Below are 16,278 nucleotides of genomic sequence, written 5' to 3'. Positions count from 1 at the left end.
AATTCTATCAAGAGTGCTTTATGATTTCCTGTCATTCAGAATAACGATTTGTCATATTACTCTTTCTTATTCGGCCTTCATCCCCTTTGCAGTTTTTGCTCCATGTCCCACCTCTTTTTCTATAACCGCTTCCAAAACACCTGCATACAACGAAAGCAAACTCACGCTTATCAGAACTCCGCCAATAATATCAGTAAACCAATGAACACCTGAAATCAGCCTTCCAAAAACGGTAACCAGAATAAGCACTATACACAGCACCTGCAAGATAAGTCTCAATGGACGATTATTAATATATCGTTTCAAAAGCATCATTGCACTTCCCATAATAACACATACCATCATTGTATGAGATGATGGGAAAGAGGCCTCCGGATGCTCACAGCCCGGCATAATGATAGGCCTGTAATTTACAATCGCAATTTCAAATAATATATACAGCCCTATAACAATAATGTATAGTACGCCAAGGGCAAGAATACTTCTATCCACTTTCAGCAGACTTCTTCTATTTATCATTTGCCCAAAACCAATAAATGCAAATAGAAATGCCATAAGAATTGCAACAACACCAAGCCAATCAGTAATGTTATACCATAGCATGTCTACTTCAAAAAACTCAAAAATTGCTTTATTAATATGAGATAGCCCTATATCAGTACCTTCAGGGCCGATAGATGCAACATCTACAGCTCGGATAAGGATTACCAGCAGTATGGATAATAATCCCGTCACCCCTGCAACTTGAAATTTAGTTTTGTTTTTCATGAGAATCATCCTTTCAGAATTAAAGTTGCCTGCAAGCATCTTTTATTCTAAAAACATGTGAATGATACCTCAAGAAACGGCCTATAACAAGGGTGATACGGTTCGTATCATTTGCTTTTAACCAGCAAAAATCCTTTAATTATCAATATACTCAGATAAAGAACTCCTGCATATGGTTGCCTTGCCAACACGAATAGACTATTTCCAATAATTAGCAAAATCACTCCACTAGCCAATCTGTGTCTGCTCCAGACCGGTTTATCAAAGTTGCTGATTATGATTGCAGAAAAACCATTTAATACCGTAATTGACACCACTATGACAAACGAAACCTTAAGCCATTTACTGATATTCGTTAATGACATAAGACTAACCGATATAATCTCATTTGCTTCCTGCTGTCCGAAAACAGGAATAAAGAATAGCAGCACCATTAGGCAATCTAAAACTCCACAGATAAGCTCCGTATGCCTTTTATTCGTTTCCTTAATATCTTCTTCCGCAAGAGAAACCATCTCTTCGCCACATATCAACTCATCAATTGTTACATTAAAATGCTTTGAAATCGCCTTTAGTGAATCAATATTAGGATAGCCTCTTCCGGATTCCCACTTGGAAATTGCTGCACGAGAAACATAAAGCTGCTCTGCCAATTCTTCCTGCGTCATATTACGACTTATCCTGAGTTTTTGCAATTTTTCGTTGAACTCCATTAGAATGCCTCCTCTTTCCCTATTATCCAATCCACCAACCTAACGACTTCTATCATTTAGTATTTAAGTTGCTCATCTATGTTAAGTCATCAAAACACTCTTACTAAAACTTAATTACCTTTGGCTCCTCGGTGAATGAAAAGAAAGTAGCTGTCGCATCCTCAAAGTAGAGAACCTCTGTATTGTCGTCCTCTGCCGAATACATAGCTTGAAGCTCCGGATAGTTATCGAGCATATGCTTTTTTGCCTCTACTCTGTCATCTCTGATAAGCTTGCCTGCTACTCTAAGCCACTTCCCATCGGCAAAGGCGCAGAGCTCTGCTTTTGGATTTGCCTGAAGCTGCTTTGATACCTCTTTTACCTTACCTGTCTGGATATAAAGCTTGCCTTCAAAAATATCCACTGTTCCAAATGGCCTAACTCTAGGCTGGTCTCCTTCTACTGTAGCCAAATAATATGTTCCACAATTCTTTAAAAACTCATAAACTTCTTGCATTTTTTTCTCCTCCTTTTTATCTAATAAAACGTGCTTACATTTATAAACTTATAGATAACAATATATATTCCGTCATTTGAAGCTATACAAACTCACTTCTAAAACTAATTCTAATAATACTTTATTTTTATGTCAAATATTATTACTCATATTTATCAACAAATGTATTTTGATTTCGCCATTTACTGTATATGCATCTTTCCGCTAACTACATCGTCTTTTACTCATTCAGACAAAATCTATCAAATTATTTCTATTGACAAATAAACCGGTTTAAGTTATTATAATATATATAGCGAAGGCGCTGTTGGTATAGCCAACAACGCCTTAATTTATTTTAAGCGAAACTGTCCATAGTCAAAGCTTAATGCGCACAAAGGCGTGTGTTTTATTGATACCTCAATAAAATACACGCCTTCAATTTTTTCTCAAGGAGGAATGTTCTATGAATGTAACAATGATAGTTGATACCCTTTGGGTAGTACTCGCAGCAGTACTTGTTTTCTTTATGAACCTCGGTTTCGCAGCAGTCGAATCAGGTATGGCCAGATCAAAAAATACAGTTAACATCCTGTCAAAGAACTTTATTGTTTTTGCAGTATCCTCAATTGGCTTCATGCTACTTGGTTGGGGACTGATGTTCGGCGGAGACAACCCGATTATCGGTACGCAGAATCTGTTTATCTTGGGCAATTCTAATCTCGACTTCTACGCAGATACGCTGACGTCGGACGTACCGTTCTGGGGAAAATTCTTTTTCCAGCTGGTCTTCTGCGGTACTGCGGCAACCATTGTATCCGGTGCGGTAGCAGAGCGTGTAAAGTATATATCCTTTATAGTGTTTTCTTTCGTACTGACCATTTTTATTTACCCTGTCGTAGGTCACTGGATATGGGGTGGCGGCTGGTTAGCTAATCTTGGTTTCCTGGACTTTGCGGGCGATACCGTCGTCCACTCTGTCGGTGGTTGGGCAGCTCTGTCTGGAGCTATTATACTCGGACCCCGTTACGGAAAATATGATAAAAACGGAAAACCAAAGGCAATCCCAGGCCATAGCTTGGCTCTGGCAGTTATCGGTCTTTTCATCCTGTGGCTTGGATGGTTCGGCTTCAATCCCGGCTCCACTATGAGCTTTCAAAATCCGGCGGATGTCGTGCATATCTTGGTAACCACCAATACAGCCGCCGTTGCAGCTGTACTTACTGCCACCGCAACGTCGTGGATCTACATTGGAAAACCGGATCTCGGTATGACCATCAACGGCTGTCTAGCCGGGCTTGTCGGTATAACCGGTAGTTGTGCTTATGTAAGTGTTACAAGTTCGTTAATCATAGGTGCAATCGCAGGTGTTATCGTTGTATTCGCCGTACTCTTCTTTGACCGGATAAAGGTTGATGACCCTGTCGGCGCCACCTCCGTACATTTAGTCTGCGGTATTTTCGGTACTCTATGCATAGGACTTTTTGCCCAGGAAGGCGTAACCAGTCTTTCAACTGTCAACGGATTATTCTTCGGCGGCGGTCTTTCATTGCTCGGTTCAGAGGTTATCGGCATTATTGCCGTTGGGGTATTCGTATTCGCCTCGTCCGCTCTTGTGTGGTTCATTCTTAAGAAGACAATGGGTATCCGCGTCACGCTTGAAGAGGAAGTCCAAGGTCTTGATATCGGTGAACATGGAAACTCCGCTTATCCCGATTTTGCTATTGTAGCTCCTATTACTGCTTCAGATAACGGCAACGGAGATAAGGTAACGGCAATAAGCCCTGTTGAAACATCGAAGCCTTCTTCTACCACGGTATCTCCGGATGCTGCAATCCCAGTAGTCAACCGGGCTCACCCTGGAGCAAAGATGACAAAAGTCACCGTTGTCACGAACCAGGATAAATATACACAGCTTCAGACTGCCCTTGATAGAATCGGCATTACAGGTCTGACGGTAACAAATGTCCTCGGTTATGGCATGCAGAAAGGGCATATGGAGTATTACCGCGGTTTGCCGGTGAAAACCAGACTCCTTCCTAAGGTTCAAGTAGATATAGTTGTGTGCAAAATACCCGTAGACACAGTAGTCGACACAGTAAGGAAGTCGCTGTACACTGGCAACATGGGCGACGGAAAGATCTTCATTTACGATGTTGAAAATGTTATAAAAATTCGAACCGGCGAAGAAGGATATGATGCGCTGCAGGACGAGGAATAAGAATAGAAAGTAATACAAATCTATTCTTTAGGAGGGAACATATTAGGCTCGAAGCCTATATGTTCCCTCCTCGTTCCAATACTATAATCTGATCAGCGTTTCGTACGGTAGAAAGTCTGTGAGAAATTACAAAGGTAGTTCGGTTTTTCATTAGACTGTCCATACCACGTTCAATAATCTAGTTAATATGAATAACCCCTATATATGAAAGCAATAAATAGTGCTTTTCTGTCCGAAGCAGGAATAGGTAGTCCCCAGGCTCCTTAGGTAGAATTACGCAATTCTCGTCATCTATCAAAAGCTGCTGAAATTCGTTGCCGGAAATTTCCCTTCCAACAGACTGGGATGTCAGTTTCAAAACACGACAATCATAAAGCTCTGTTTCTGTTGAACATACTACTTCTACATTTTCTCCTGCCGCAAAAGATGCAGTCCAAGGGTAACTGTTTGAAAGATAGAAGTCCTTAATATCATTCGGTAATTCAGAAGAATGTATTACTTTCGCAACCATTCGAGATGGTCTTAAAAATACAGCATTTACATTCCCATTCCCATCAGTTCTGCCCTTAAGCTCTACTCCTTCCGAATCAATTTGATCCCAATAAAAAGGCGATATCATAGGTGAGTATGTGAAAGCAAAGGAGTTGTATATGCTCTTATTTGTGTTTTTAAAATACGCAGGTATATAGCTCATATTCCTATCTATCGATTTTTGAGATAGGGATACCTTATGTCCGTCAGAAAAAACTGCAATTACATCCTCCGGCATATCCGGGTTCTTTGCAATTAGCATGTAGCCGTTAGCATTATTGATAGTCCCTATATCTTTCTCATCTAAATTAAAATAGGCATATGCACTTTTCCTGACTTCGACCGTTTCGACTTTATTTCCAAATATAGCTTCAACCCTATTAACCGATAAAGATTTATTGTTGTCTTGCTCTACCTCTTTTCCGGCGAGGCCGAAGAATATTTTATAGCCGCCTAGTTCGGTAAAATTCATTGTCCAACAATTGCTATGCCGGGTTAATTGTGAAACACTACCATCTGGGCTTACAAAATACAGGTTGGGATAATGCTCCCCGTCCGTCATCCTATCTGCCAGAACTAGCATATAATCATTATCAAAGGGTGTTTGTTCATATATAACAATTGGCTCATCAGTCTGGGCATAAAAGTCTCTAAGAGCTTTGAGGGCTGCAGTTTCCTCCCCTAAGCTTACGCGAGCACTCTCATTTGAATTGGGGGAAGGAAGTTTATCTTCCGGGCTTGAACCCTGGCTTGTGCCATCCTTATTTATAATTTCCGCTAAAAAATCGTTTTTCTGTTCTGATTTATCATTTTCTTTAGCCTTCGGATTTAGCATCAATCCAATCCCGACTGCTGTCGCAATAATGATTGAAGCAGCAACTACCCAAAACGCGGGCTTTTTATTATTTAATACGTTTTTAATTCTCCGTTTTACATTACCCTCACCAAAGGCAAGAGGACTTCCATTTAAAATATGCCGTCCGGCAGCAAGTGACAATAATGAATTGGCATACGGCTTCCTAATATCTTTATCCATTTCCTTCAGTACTCTTTCGTCACAGGAAAGCTCCATATCCATACTCATTAGCATGAATGCAACCCACACAAGAGGATTAAACCAATGTATGCACAATATTATGAAAGCCATTATTTTAATCATATGATCTTTTCGCTGAATATGGATCTGTTCATGCCTCAAAATATAGCTTCTTTCGTCAGCATTCAGTCCTAAAGGTAGATATATTTTAGGTCTGATTAATCCGAGCACGAACGGTGTTTTCAAATTATTGACTTCAAAGATATTCTTCTCAATCAATTTTACATTTCTAAGCCGCCTTTTTAAGATTAAAACAGATATTAGGCTATAAACAAGCAATACTACTATGCCTAAAGCCCAAAGATACACTCCTAATTCCACACAAATTTGCAAAGGATTTACACCAACCTCAACTGTCGGTGCTGGAAGCGGTTGACTTACAAAGGAATCAACTGTTTCTACCCCACTATCAATCTGCGGACTCTGCGGAATTTGCTGATAGATAATATTATGGGGAATTGGAGCAGAATTTGCATTCCGTGGCATAAGACTAAATATGCTTTCAAAGGAAAATGGAATTAAAAGGCGAAAAGCAACCACACCCCATAAGGCATAGGAAATGAATTTTGGAGCTTTTTTAAGCGGCAGCCTGATAAGTAATACAAAAAGGATTACATAGCTTGCCGTAAGGCTCATATTTAAAACGGTAAGAAATAATTCACTCATTACTGTACCTCCCGAGTCTATACTATATCGACCTCATATTATTAGTCTATATTCTATAGACCCAGTTGTCAATGATAATTTTTAAGATGGATATGGTCAGCATCTATACTCCTTCTCCATTAAACTCCGGTATAAAGCTTTCTAAAGCTGTCTCCCCCTCTTGTATAAATCCGTTCTCCAATCCGATTTCTATTGCATAACCAATAAGCTCTTCATATTCTTCTTCAGTTATCTTTCTGTTAAGCTCCGGGTATGCCCTATTCTTTGTTATTGGAGTGTATTGATTCATTATACTAATGAATATCCTATCTCCATAGGTCTCATATAAATATTTTATTATTGCTTTAGAATCCTCAAGATAACCCGGTAATGTCAGATGCCTTACTATCACACCCCTTTGCATTATGCCCCGGTCATCAAAGTTTGCTTCTTTTACCTGCCTAACCATTTCTTCTATTGCGCCTGCTGCAACCAAAAAATAATCCTTGCAATTAGAGTACTTCTCTGCCGGCTCGGCCGACATATATTTTAAATCCGTCAAATATATATCAATATATCCTTCAAGCAGTTTTAAGGCTTCTACTTTCTCATATCCACTGCAATTATATACAATAGGAAGAGTGAGTCCTTTTTGGCGTGAAATGTTCAAAGCCTCAATAATATGTAGAACATAGTGACTGGGAGTAACCAGATTGATATTATTAGCTCCCTTTGCCTCAAGCTCCAGGAAAATTTCTGCAAGTCTTTCTATTGTAATTATCTTTCCTGCCAGACTTTTTGCTATATTACTATTCTGACAATATACACAGCCTAACGCACAGCCGGAGAAAAACACAGTACCGGAGCCTTCTTCACCTGATATGCACGGCTCCTCCCACATATGTAGTGCCGCTCTTGCCACCACCAACTCATCGGTAACTTTGCAATATCCTTTTTTACCGGCAGTTCTGTCCACATGACATTCCCTAGGGCAAAGAATGCAATCTTTTAAAATCATTGAATCCATTTATAATCCTCACTTCATAGACTCATTAGTATAACTATGTAGCTGTCTTTACTTTACTTTTATTATAACACCTCGGTTCAACGAAGAGGTAGATATGTTCACACTTCCGTTCCTTATAAATGTAATCCATGACCGGTTGGATAGAATCCTTTTGCTACTAGTAGTATTTAATAGCCTATTTCATCATCTTCATCAATTCATACATATCTTTTTTTATTAATGGTGACATACTGTCTTTATACTTTGATAAATCTATTCTTTCGACTTCGGCCTTAATTGTATCACAAAGCTCCGGTCTGTATAAAACAACCTCACGTAATGCTCCAAGGCACTGTCTTACAACCGTCGGTTTTTCATCATTAAGCAGTGTGAGCATTGAACTCATCGCGCCTGCAAGCTTTCCGTTTTCATCCCATCTTGCCTGTGAACAAGCTAAAAGAAATCCACGCGTTCTGACATATGAGCTTTTAGACGTAAGTAAACCAATAAACTCATCAAAATAAACATAATACTCATCTGATGCTGCTGACTTTGCACAGATTTCCTTTGTAAGAGCAAAAGCCTTTTTATCATCCCTATCCTGTAACAATGCAATAATATCGCTCATTAATCCACCACCTTTTGAAATGTTAAAGTACGTCCCTTCTCTGTAATAGAGTACACTGCTTTATCAGCAAATTTATCCCCTTTTACAATATCACAATGAAGATAGCCTTCTTTATGGAGCTGAATGACTTTCCTATTAAAACTTATAGAACCAATTCCAATCACCATGGTAAATCATCCTTTTACTCATGCCTCCATCTACAGTAATTGTTTCACCTGTTATAAAATCCTGCTGGCACAAGAATAGAACCATATCAGATATATCCTTTGGTGTTCCTACTTTCCCTGCCGGAATTGCAGCGCAATCTTCTCGACTAAATTCCTGTTGTTCATTTACATTGATCCAGCCGGGTGCAATGCAATTAACAAGCACATCTGGCCCCAGCGATATTGCGAGGGCATGTGTCAAAGCAACAATTCCACCTTTCGTACTGGCATACGCTTCTGAATCAGGCTCCGATTGAAATGCTCTTGTTGATGCAATATTGATAATCCTACCTTTATTTTTTATTAATTCATCCTTGCACAAACGACTTAATTCATAAGGAGCTTTTAATCCGATAGATAAGGTATAATCAAACTCCTCATAAGATAAAGAAGATAAAATTCCTTTATTGCCACGACAAGCATTATTTACCAGAACATCTATTCGCTGTAACTTTTCCATTGCAAATTCAACGAACCTTTTCAACGTTAATTGATGGGCCACATTCCCATGAAAATAAAACAGATTCGGATACTCTTTTGCAAAATCAATAGATTTCTTTTCATCTATATCAATAAAACATACCTTATCACCGGCTTGAATGAAATCGATGCAGATCTGTTTTCCTATACCATGTGCGCCTCCAGTAACAAGAATTCCTCTATCCATAATATCCTCCCTTTAATCTACAACATAATATAATAATAACATTATATAGGTTGCTTATGCCCAAGTTTTATTTTTCACATTCAAAAAAATCATAATACGAGAAGCCAAGAAGCCTATTCGCGCCATCAAACCCCTTTGGAGCAAGTTCAATTGCAACTATGCATTCATCGGCTTTTATTTGTCTCACTATATAATTGCTCATTTCCCAAACTCTCCATTCTTCTTCATTTTCTTGCTCCATTTTGCAATTTCCTTTCCCCATTGCTGTTTCTTACGTAAATACCCCTCTTTGTCGTCAGAAAATTTTGCTTCCCGCTTAAGTTTCAAATAACTATCCCAGCGCTCGTATGTTAGCTCGCCACTCTCAATCGCTGCTATGACTGCACAGCCCGGCTCGGTCTGATGACGGCAATCTTTAAACTTACACTGGCCAAAATAGCTCTCAACATCGCTGAACGTTTCACCAAGTCCAATGCTTACATCCCACATGCCAAGTTCTCGCATACCAGGTGTGTCGATAATCATAGCTCCATTTGGCAGCATAATAAGTTGGCGATGAGTAGTTGTGTGGCGTCCTTTCGAATCATCTTCACGAATACCGCTTACCGCCATTTTTTCCTCTCCTGCAAATGCATTGACAAGGCTTGATTTACCAACGCCAGATGAACCAAGAAAGACAATTGTTTTACGTGGCTTCAGGTAATCCTTCAGCGTATCCAGCCCAAAATCAGTTATTGTGCTTACCGCATGTACTTCAATCCCTGCTGCAACCTTTTGCAACTCCAACATGTGTTCAGAATAATCCTCTACCAAGTCGGCTTTTGTCAGTATGACCATCGGCACAGCCCCAGACTGCCATGCCAGAGTAACGTAACGTTCCATACGCTTAAGATTGAAGTCATGGTTAAGCGACTGCATAATAAATACATAGTCAAAGTTTGCAGCAACTGCTTGCTCTCCCCTCCCGGGTGTGGGATCACGCCTAGAAAAGAATGATTTTCTTTTAAGAGTTTTTACAATCTGGCTGTCACCACTCGGGTTGTAATCTATGAGTACAAAATCACCTACAGTTGGGAAATCTTCCAACCCATCAAAGTAATATATGCTTGTTTTTAGTCTGCCAAATGTGTATCCATATTCACAAATAAGCTCATACCTTTCCTTGTGTACTGCCGTAATGCGGGCAGGAGTACCACTAACACCTTCCGGCACCATTGTTGGAATAAATCCGTAATCTATTAAATTCAACTTTATCCCCTCCAGTATTGATGTATTTTTAAGAGCGTAAGATACATATAAAAAAGGCATAAAAATACCGCAGAAAGTAGCCCTTGCATGATACTATAAACTGCGGTTTGTAAATAAAGTATGCAAAAAGCACACCTATTCGATGTGCTGTAATATTTACAGTAGTATTGACGAAAGGTTACTTTTATAAAGGCATAGCAAAAATAAGGTGTCATACACCAATCCATAGCGCAAAAAATAAAATCACAAGTTTTTTGCCACGCCGATATTTAGTTTTAAGACATAATCACCTCATATAAGACTATCATAAAACTTCCCCTTTCTTTCCTGCTTTTAGCAGTTATTGATAAATATATAATACCATATCCAAACCCGAGTTTTCAACATGTTATCATACAATATCCAATTTTCCTATTATACAACTACTTTTTCAACACAAAAATTTTAGTAAATGTCCAAACTAACCACTCTCATCCCTCAGAAATCGTTTTCCTGCCAGAGAGAAAGCTATTGAAACTGAAGAAAACATCTATTATACTGATGATGGTAAGTTATAAAACAAGTAAATCAAAAATCCCGATGACTAGCAAGCAATGTTTGAAAGGCAGCGGTACAGAAATATTCTGCTAAATCATCATTTCTACAACGCAAAGACAATAGGAGCTCAAAATCGCAAGTACTATCTTTAAGGCAAATGGAGGTTATCATGAAAAAGCAAAGCATTATAATACTACTTTTATTAGTCTCTTTTCTTTTAAACTCTTGTACATACTTTAATAATACTACAGGATCTTCGGATACCTCTAAGAGTCATGTACTCATTGAAGACAAGCATCTTGAAGAGGCAATTCGGAATCAATTGAATTTAGGCAAAGGTATAGAATTAACAAAAAGTCATCTAGAAAGTCTAACCGCACTCGAAGCACCTTCGTCCAAAATTAAGAGTATTGAAGGCCTTCAATATGCAATTAACCTTGAGGAGCTTGATGTTACAAGTAATGAGATCGAGAACCTGCAGCCTTTGTCCGACCTAGAAAAATTACAGGTTTTGTTTTTAGGCAACAATAATATTAAGGATTTATCTCCTCTTTCTAACTGTATCAGTTTAAAAAGACTTTATATTCATTTAAATCAGGTAGATAGCCTAAAACCTTTGCATGGATTAGTAAATATGGAAACTCTCGTGATGGGAAATAATAACATACCAACCCTTGAGGGTATTGAAAATATGAAAAACCTGACAAGTCTATATGCAAACCACAACAAGCTTACTGAAATAAATTCAGTTTCACAGTTGCTTTCGCTAAAAACAGTGTATTTACACAATAATAAAATTAAAGACATCTCTCCTATCCAAAACTTAACAAATATCGAATCACTTCAATTGGAAAACAATCAAATCAAGGATATCTCTTTTCTTAGCGGACTGACACAGATAAACAACATTAATCTGGAAAATAATCAAATAGACGATATTTCAGTATTTGTAAAGCTGGCAGAAAACGGAGCATTCAATTTTAAATATAAAGGTTTGGATTATGATATCAATATAACCGGAAATCCGATTAAAACTGAAAAAGATACTACGATAAAGAAATTAGAACAGCTGGCCATCAGGGTGAAATATTAGCAGTCAATAATCAGGGCCTTCGGCAATACCACCCGTGCCCAGGCTACCGCTTATTTGACCGGAAAGTCAAAATATGTATCAGGATAGGGCTCCTCCTTTAACTTGTAATGCCACCACTCCCCGGAATAAAGTTTAAACCCGGCATCTACCATGGCATCTCGCAAAACGTTTCGATTTTTTTCCTGTTCGGGAGTAATTAAAGGGGTTCCATGGTTTGAAATTTCACCAAAGAAATCAAAACCGCTACCCATATCCAGTTCTTCGCCTGTAGATATCTCAACTAATGTCAGGTCAACCGTGCTTCCTCTTGAATGTCCGGATTTTTCCGCAATATAACCCAACTCAAACAAAACAGACTTGTCCAATTCAGGATAATATTTTTGCTTCATTTTTGTATCATCCAGCTCCTGTGCCCAGCGCATAAAATGGTTAACAGCCCTTTGAGGGCGATAAGCATCAAAAATTTTTATGTAATATCCTTGCTCATATAATGTATCTGCCGCTATTTTAAGTGCTTCGGCTGCTTCCTTGGTAAGTATGGCCTTCGGTGCTTCATACCCGTCAATCACTGCACCCGTAAAATTATCATTGCTAAAATACCGAACTTCAAGCTGTGCAGTTGGGATTACATCAGTTACATATACAAAACCGTCAGGAAGTGAATATTTACTTAAGTCAGGCTCGGTAGAGGACTTAATAACCGTGGTCGACTCCGGTACCGTTACAGATGTAGATGGCGTGGCAGATGTAGGTACTTGGCTGGATGTCGCTACCATATCGTATGTAGTTTCCGGCCTCACATTAGAAACACATGATGTTAATAGAATCAATGCTGTGAGAATTACTATGCAAAATTTTATGATTAGTAAATTATTGTTTCTGTCTTTTTCACAAATTTCCTTTGTTGATGTTGGCACATTACCACTCCTTTTTCCACATTCAACGATACTTAGGAACAGTGTTTTAATAATTATTTCATATCCTCTCTTTACTGTCAATTTTTAACCATAATCTATTCTTTCAACCTTCTATCACTCATCTACCACTTCCATTGTGGCATCTTTTAATCGGTAGTAAAAATAATCATCGCCATCTTCTCTATATCTTTCAAACATACCTTGTACCACGATTTTGGCATTTTCTTCCGGGTATTCATCTGGATAAACATGACTACCGTCCCCCCACATAAACTCTATACCTTGGGCACAACAGGCCAATGCATCCTGTATAAGGCAGCAGTGGTAGTATTTTGCCCTGTCCGCAAAAGCAGTATTGCGCAGGCAATGGTAATCGTTAAAACCAACAGCATATTGTTGGTGACCCTTAAAACTGTTGCAATTGCCATAGCCCCAAACGCGACATGAGAAAGCCCATCTCCAATAAAGGAAAGGCGTCTGAGTACCAGCGTTACACCAAACAAGGATGAGCAAAGGGCTATTAATACACCTGCAATGAGTGCATAGCGCACAAAGGGGTAATGCATGTACAGTGTAAGCTTATCAAGGATGGCACTCATGATTCCCCACCTCCTTCAGCACTGTTGAACATTAGCCAAGCTCCACTTTCCACATATTCTTCTTTTGTACCAAAGAATACAGTTTTGCCAATATGCAAAATATGACTTGCATGTTCAATTGCTGTGGTTACATCGTGGGATATCATTATAACTGTGATACCCTCACGGTGGTTTAGTTCGTCAATCAGGCGATATAATTCATAAGTCACCTTAGGATCAAGCCCGGCAAATGGTTCATCAAGAAGCAATATTTTTTGAGTCGCACACAAGGCGCGGGCCAACAGGACACGTTGTTGCTGACCTCCGGAAAGTTCACGATAACAGCGTCTTGATAAATCACCAATCCCCATCCTTTCCATCATTTTTTGCGCAAGCTGCTTTTCTTTGCTGTTGTAGAAGGGCCGAAGTCCGCATCTTCCAAGGCATCCTGAGATAACGACTTCTCTTACAGATGCCGGAAAGTCTTTTTGTACTACGGTTTGCTGTGGCAGGTATCCTATATCATTCAGGCGAAGTCCATCGCCTGTCATAACCTTACCGTTGATGGGAGGCTGTAATCCGAGAATAGTTTTCATGAGAGTGCTTTTACCGGAGCCATTTTCACCTACGATACATAGGTAATCACCTGTATCTACTGAAAAGTTAAGGCCATGCAAAAGAATACGTAAGGCACAAATGCAAATACACTCGTTATTATTGCTATAGAAACCTGCCTAAGTATATTTTCAGTAGATGCTAAATGAATGCATGTTGCACAGGTTCCATTGGGTCCCTCATGGTCATGCTCATGATTTGCACGTGTTAATATAAAGGCTGCTGATAAGAAGGAGGCAATGATGATGCAAGTACAAATCATCAAGGCAATGTTCTTTACCATTGAATTCTTAGCACTTTGCTTAGATGATTTGTGATGGATATAATGCATCGTAATTCCTCCTTTCAACAAAGACTTGACCCTTTGATAAAGCCTTTATCGTATCTAATTATATCCTCCAATTACTTTTTATGCAAGTCTTACTTATAGGACAAATATATGCATCGCAAACTGAAATTAACTCTATTTATAATTAATAAACATTTGCCCTAAAGATTAGTTATTCGATGCCAAGCGAAGCTTTCCAATCAGTTTCTTTAAAGCCTACCAGAACAAAGTCGTCACCGATAAGAATCGGGCGCTTCACAAGCATACCGTCTGATGCCAGTAAGCTATACTGTTCATCCTCACTCATGGTCGGAAGCTTGTCCCTAAGCCCCAGTTCCTTATACAAAAGTCCGCTGGTATTGAAGAATTTCTTCAGTGGTAAACCGCTCTTTTTATGCCAGTCTATTAATTCCTCCATTGCAGGATTATTTTCTTTAATATTCCTCTTTTCAAAGCCTATACCGTTTGCCTCCAGCCACTTCTTGGCCTTCTGGCAAGTAGTGCATTTCGGATAACATACAAATATCATAATGTGCCTCCATTCTCACTGTAACTTTTAACCATCTTGCTGTTTACTCACTCCATTTGTTTTAATACTTTTGCCACAGGGTCAAGCCAATCGCTGTCAATAAGCTCTATCATACCGTTGTCACATGCAGCTGAAATTTTCGGTTCAATCGGTATTTTCGCAAGAACTTTCAAATTATGTTTTTCAGCTATTTCTTCAATGTGACTGTCACCAAAAATCTGATAGTCTTTACCGTTATCAGGACATTTGAAATAGGACATATTCTCTACCAGTCCAATGATTGGGATATTCATCATTTCGGCCATCTTCACTGCTTTTGATACAATCATGGATACCAGTTCTTGGGGTGAAGTTACAACAATAATCCCATCAACGGCAATGGACTGAAATACCGTAAGGGGAACATCGCCGGTGCCCGGCGGCATATCGATGAACATAAAATCCACATCACTCCAGATAACATCAGTCCAAAACTGTTTTACTGTACCGGCAATAATTGGTCCTCTCCAGACAACAGGATCAGTATCATTTTCTAAAAGCAAATTAACAGACATAATATCAATACCGGTCTTAGTTTTAACAGGAAATATCCCGAATTCGCTGCCTGAGGCTTTTTCCCTGATACCAAAGGCTTTCGGGATAGAAGGTCCGGTAATGTCCGCGTCCAAAATAGCGGTATGATAGCCCATTCTATTCATGCTAACTGCAAGCATAGAGGTTACCAGCGACTTACCGACTCCTCCTTTACCGCTGACAATACCAATAACCTTTTTAATACTACTCATTTCATGTGGTTTCTCGGAAAAGTCATTTTTCTTTTCCTGCCTTTCACCACAGTCCTCCGAGCAACTGCTACAGCTTTGATTACAATTTTCGCTCATAATCTTATCTCCTTTATTTTAGATTCTCTTTTAATGTTGTCAACCGCGCCTGCGACAGCCCCGGCCACATCCATTTCCTAGTCCCTCGCAAAGCCGATATTCTCCGCCTTCAATCAAAAGGACCTTACCATTTACCAGTGACTGGGCCAGTTTCTTTCTTGCTTCCCCATAAATACTTTGAGCGGTAGTCCGGGCAACATTCATTTGCTTTGCGCATTCTTCTTGTGTAAATCCCTCTAAGTCGATAAGTCTTATCGTTTCATACTCGTCGACTGTCATTTTCACATAATTTTTCTCATCAGCATTTTCACCAAGAGGCCCAAACCTGTTTTTTTCGGGCAAGCAGCATACTTTTCTCCATTTGATCGGTCTTGGCATAATCTTATCATCTCATTTCCAAACTGATATAACTAGAGCGTACTTCGTTTACCCCTCAATAGTTTGTGACATATGTCGTTTATATTATACTCCGTTTATGGCATATGTCAATAATGCTTTGTAAAAAGGCCGCCAATTAAGAAGATTTTATTCTTAACTGCCGGCTATTTTACTATTAGCTTATAGCCTCGCTAATAGTATGTTAATCCCTTCAGGAA

Annotated in this window: 17 protein-coding genes and 1 pseudogene; 2 read left to right on the top strand and 16 right to left on the bottom strand. The window is 39.2% G+C overall.

Going from position 1 to position 16,278, the window contains the following annotated elements:
* Nucleotides 1–66: 66 nt before the first annotated feature.
* The 3 genes from EFD62_RS01550 to EFD62_RS01540 all read right to left on the bottom strand — a co-directional run bounded on the left by EFD62_RS01550 (nt 67) and on the right by EFD62_RS01540 (nt 1,977).
* On the bottom strand, nt 67–768 hold the full coding sequence (locus EFD62_RS01550; protein WP_069194614.1) for a phosphatase PAP2 family protein: 702 nt from the start codon (nt 766–768) through the stop codon (nt 67–69).
* Nucleotides 769–875: 107 nt separating this feature from the next.
* Nucleotides 876–1,481 carry a helix-turn-helix domain-containing protein gene (locus EFD62_RS01545; RefSeq protein ID WP_069194615.1) on the bottom strand — a complete coding sequence of 202 codons (606 nt, stop codon included), beginning with the start codon at nt 1,479–1,481 and terminating at the stop codon, nt 876–878.
* A gap of 103 nt (nt 1,482–1,584) precedes the next feature.
* A complete protein-coding gene (locus EFD62_RS01540) occupies nt 1,585–1,977 on the bottom strand; it encodes a pyridoxamine 5'-phosphate oxidase family protein (RefSeq protein WP_069194616.1) in 393 nt (130 codons plus the stop codon).
* 445 nt (nt 1,978–2,422) lie between these two features.
* Between EFD62_RS01540 and EFD62_RS01535 the strand changes: the two genes are divergently transcribed.
* Nucleotides 2,423–4,177 carry an ammonium transporter gene (locus EFD62_RS01535; RefSeq protein WP_069194617.1) on the top strand — a complete coding sequence of 585 codons (1,755 nt, stop codon included), beginning with the start codon at nt 2,423–2,425 and terminating at the stop codon, nt 4,175–4,177.
* Nucleotides 4,178–4,355: 178 nt separating this feature from the next.
* Here the strand turns inward: EFD62_RS01535 and EFD62_RS01530 are convergent, their stop codons facing one another.
* The 6 genes from EFD62_RS01530 to rsgA form a co-directional block, all read right to left on the bottom strand.
* Nucleotides 4,356–6,470, bottom strand: a complete 2,115-nt coding sequence (locus EFD62_RS01530) for a M56 family metallopeptidase (protein ID WP_083225150.1) — start codon at nt 6,468–6,470, stop codon at nt 4,356–4,358.
* Nucleotides 6,471–6,573: 103 nt separating this feature from the next.
* On the bottom strand, nt 6,574–7,476 hold the full coding sequence (locus EFD62_RS01525; protein WP_069194618.1) for a radical SAM protein: 903 nt from the start codon (nt 7,474–7,476) through the stop codon (nt 6,574–6,576).
* 175 nt (nt 7,477–7,651) lie between these two features.
* Nucleotides 7,652–8,083, bottom strand: coding sequence for a hypothetical protein (locus EFD62_RS01520; protein WP_069194619.1), 432 nt, complete (start codon nt 8,081–8,083; stop codon nt 7,652–7,654).
* Between the two features lie 135 nt (nt 8,084–8,218).
* Nucleotides 8,219–8,956, bottom strand: coding sequence for an SDR family oxidoreductase (locus EFD62_RS01510; protein ID WP_069194620.1), 738 nt, complete (start codon nt 8,954–8,956; stop codon nt 8,219–8,221).
* A gap of 67 nt (nt 8,957–9,023) precedes the next feature.
* A complete protein-coding gene (locus tag EFD62_RS18205) occupies nt 9,024–9,158 on the bottom strand; it encodes a hypothetical protein (RefSeq protein ID WP_268919906.1) in 135 nt (44 codons plus the stop codon).
* Nucleotides 9,155–10,204 (bottom strand): ribosome small subunit-dependent GTPase A, encoded by a 1,050-nt coding sequence (gene rsgA, locus EFD62_RS01500; RefSeq protein ID WP_069194621.1) that lies wholly within the window; start codon nt 10,202–10,204, stop codon nt 9,155–9,157. The genes EFD62_RS18205 and rsgA overlap by 4 nt, the downstream gene beginning before the upstream one ends.
* A gap of 706 nt (nt 10,205–10,910) precedes the next feature.
* Here rsgA and EFD62_RS01495 point away from each other — a divergent pair.
* Complete coding sequence (locus tag EFD62_RS01495; RefSeq protein WP_069194622.1) at nt 10,911–11,834, top strand: leucine-rich repeat domain-containing protein; 924 nt, start codon at nt 10,911–10,913, stop codon at nt 11,832–11,834.
* 50 nt (nt 11,835–11,884) lie between these two features.
* Here EFD62_RS01495 and EFD62_RS01490 read toward each other — a convergent pair whose 3' ends face one another.
* The 7 genes and pseudogenes from EFD62_RS01490 to EFD62_RS01460 all read right to left on the bottom strand — a co-directional run bounded on the left by EFD62_RS01490 (nt 11,885) and on the right by EFD62_RS01460 (nt 16,060).
* Nucleotides 11,885–12,751 carry a M15 family metallopeptidase gene (locus tag EFD62_RS01490; protein ID WP_206659743.1) on the bottom strand — a complete coding sequence of 289 codons (867 nt, stop codon included), beginning with the start codon at nt 12,749–12,751 and terminating at the stop codon, nt 11,885–11,887.
* Between the two features lie 114 nt (nt 12,752–12,865).
* The gene (locus EFD62_RS01485; protein WP_176720922.1) at nt 12,866–13,021 is read right to left on the bottom strand and encodes a hypothetical protein; all 156 of its coding nucleotides are present in this window, start codon (nt 13,019–13,021) and stop codon (nt 12,866–12,868) included.
* Between the two features lie 56 nt (nt 13,022–13,077).
* Nucleotides 13,078–13,350 (bottom strand): annotated as a pseudogene (locus EFD62_RS01480) (metal ABC transporter permease); the annotation flags it as partial.
* A complete protein-coding gene (locus tag EFD62_RS01475) occupies nt 13,347–14,006 on the bottom strand; it encodes a metal ABC transporter ATP-binding protein (protein ID WP_235832523.1) in 660 nt (219 codons plus the stop codon). The gene EFD62_RS01475 and the pseudogene EFD62_RS01480, both read right to left, overlap by 4 nt.
* A 438-nt stretch (nt 14,007–14,444) precedes the next feature.
* Nucleotides 14,445–14,801 (bottom strand): arsenate reductase family protein, encoded by a 357-nt coding sequence (locus tag EFD62_RS01470; RefSeq protein WP_128705637.1) that lies wholly within the window; start codon nt 14,799–14,801, stop codon nt 14,445–14,447.
* A 47-nt stretch (nt 14,802–14,848) separates the two neighbouring features.
* Nucleotides 14,849–15,682, bottom strand: a complete 834-nt coding sequence (locus tag EFD62_RS01465; RefSeq protein WP_128705636.1) for an Mrp/NBP35 family ATP-binding protein — start codon at nt 15,680–15,682, stop codon at nt 14,849–14,851.
* Between the two features lie 39 nt (nt 15,683–15,721).
* Nucleotides 15,722–16,060: a DUF134 domain-containing protein gene (locus tag EFD62_RS01460; RefSeq protein ID WP_069194627.1), complete on the bottom strand. Its 339-nt coding sequence runs from the start codon at nt 16,058–16,060 to the stop codon at nt 15,722–15,724.
* Nucleotides 16,061–16,278: the final 218 nt, after the last annotated feature.

The sequence above is a fragment of the Acetivibrio mesophilus genome, from assembly GCF_004102745.1.
Lineage (GTDB): Bacteria > Bacillota > Clostridia > Acetivibrionales > Acetivibrionaceae > Hungateiclostridium > Hungateiclostridium mesophilum.
Note: the sequence above shows the minus strand (reverse complement) of the source record. Positions and strands in the feature narration are given on the sequence as shown.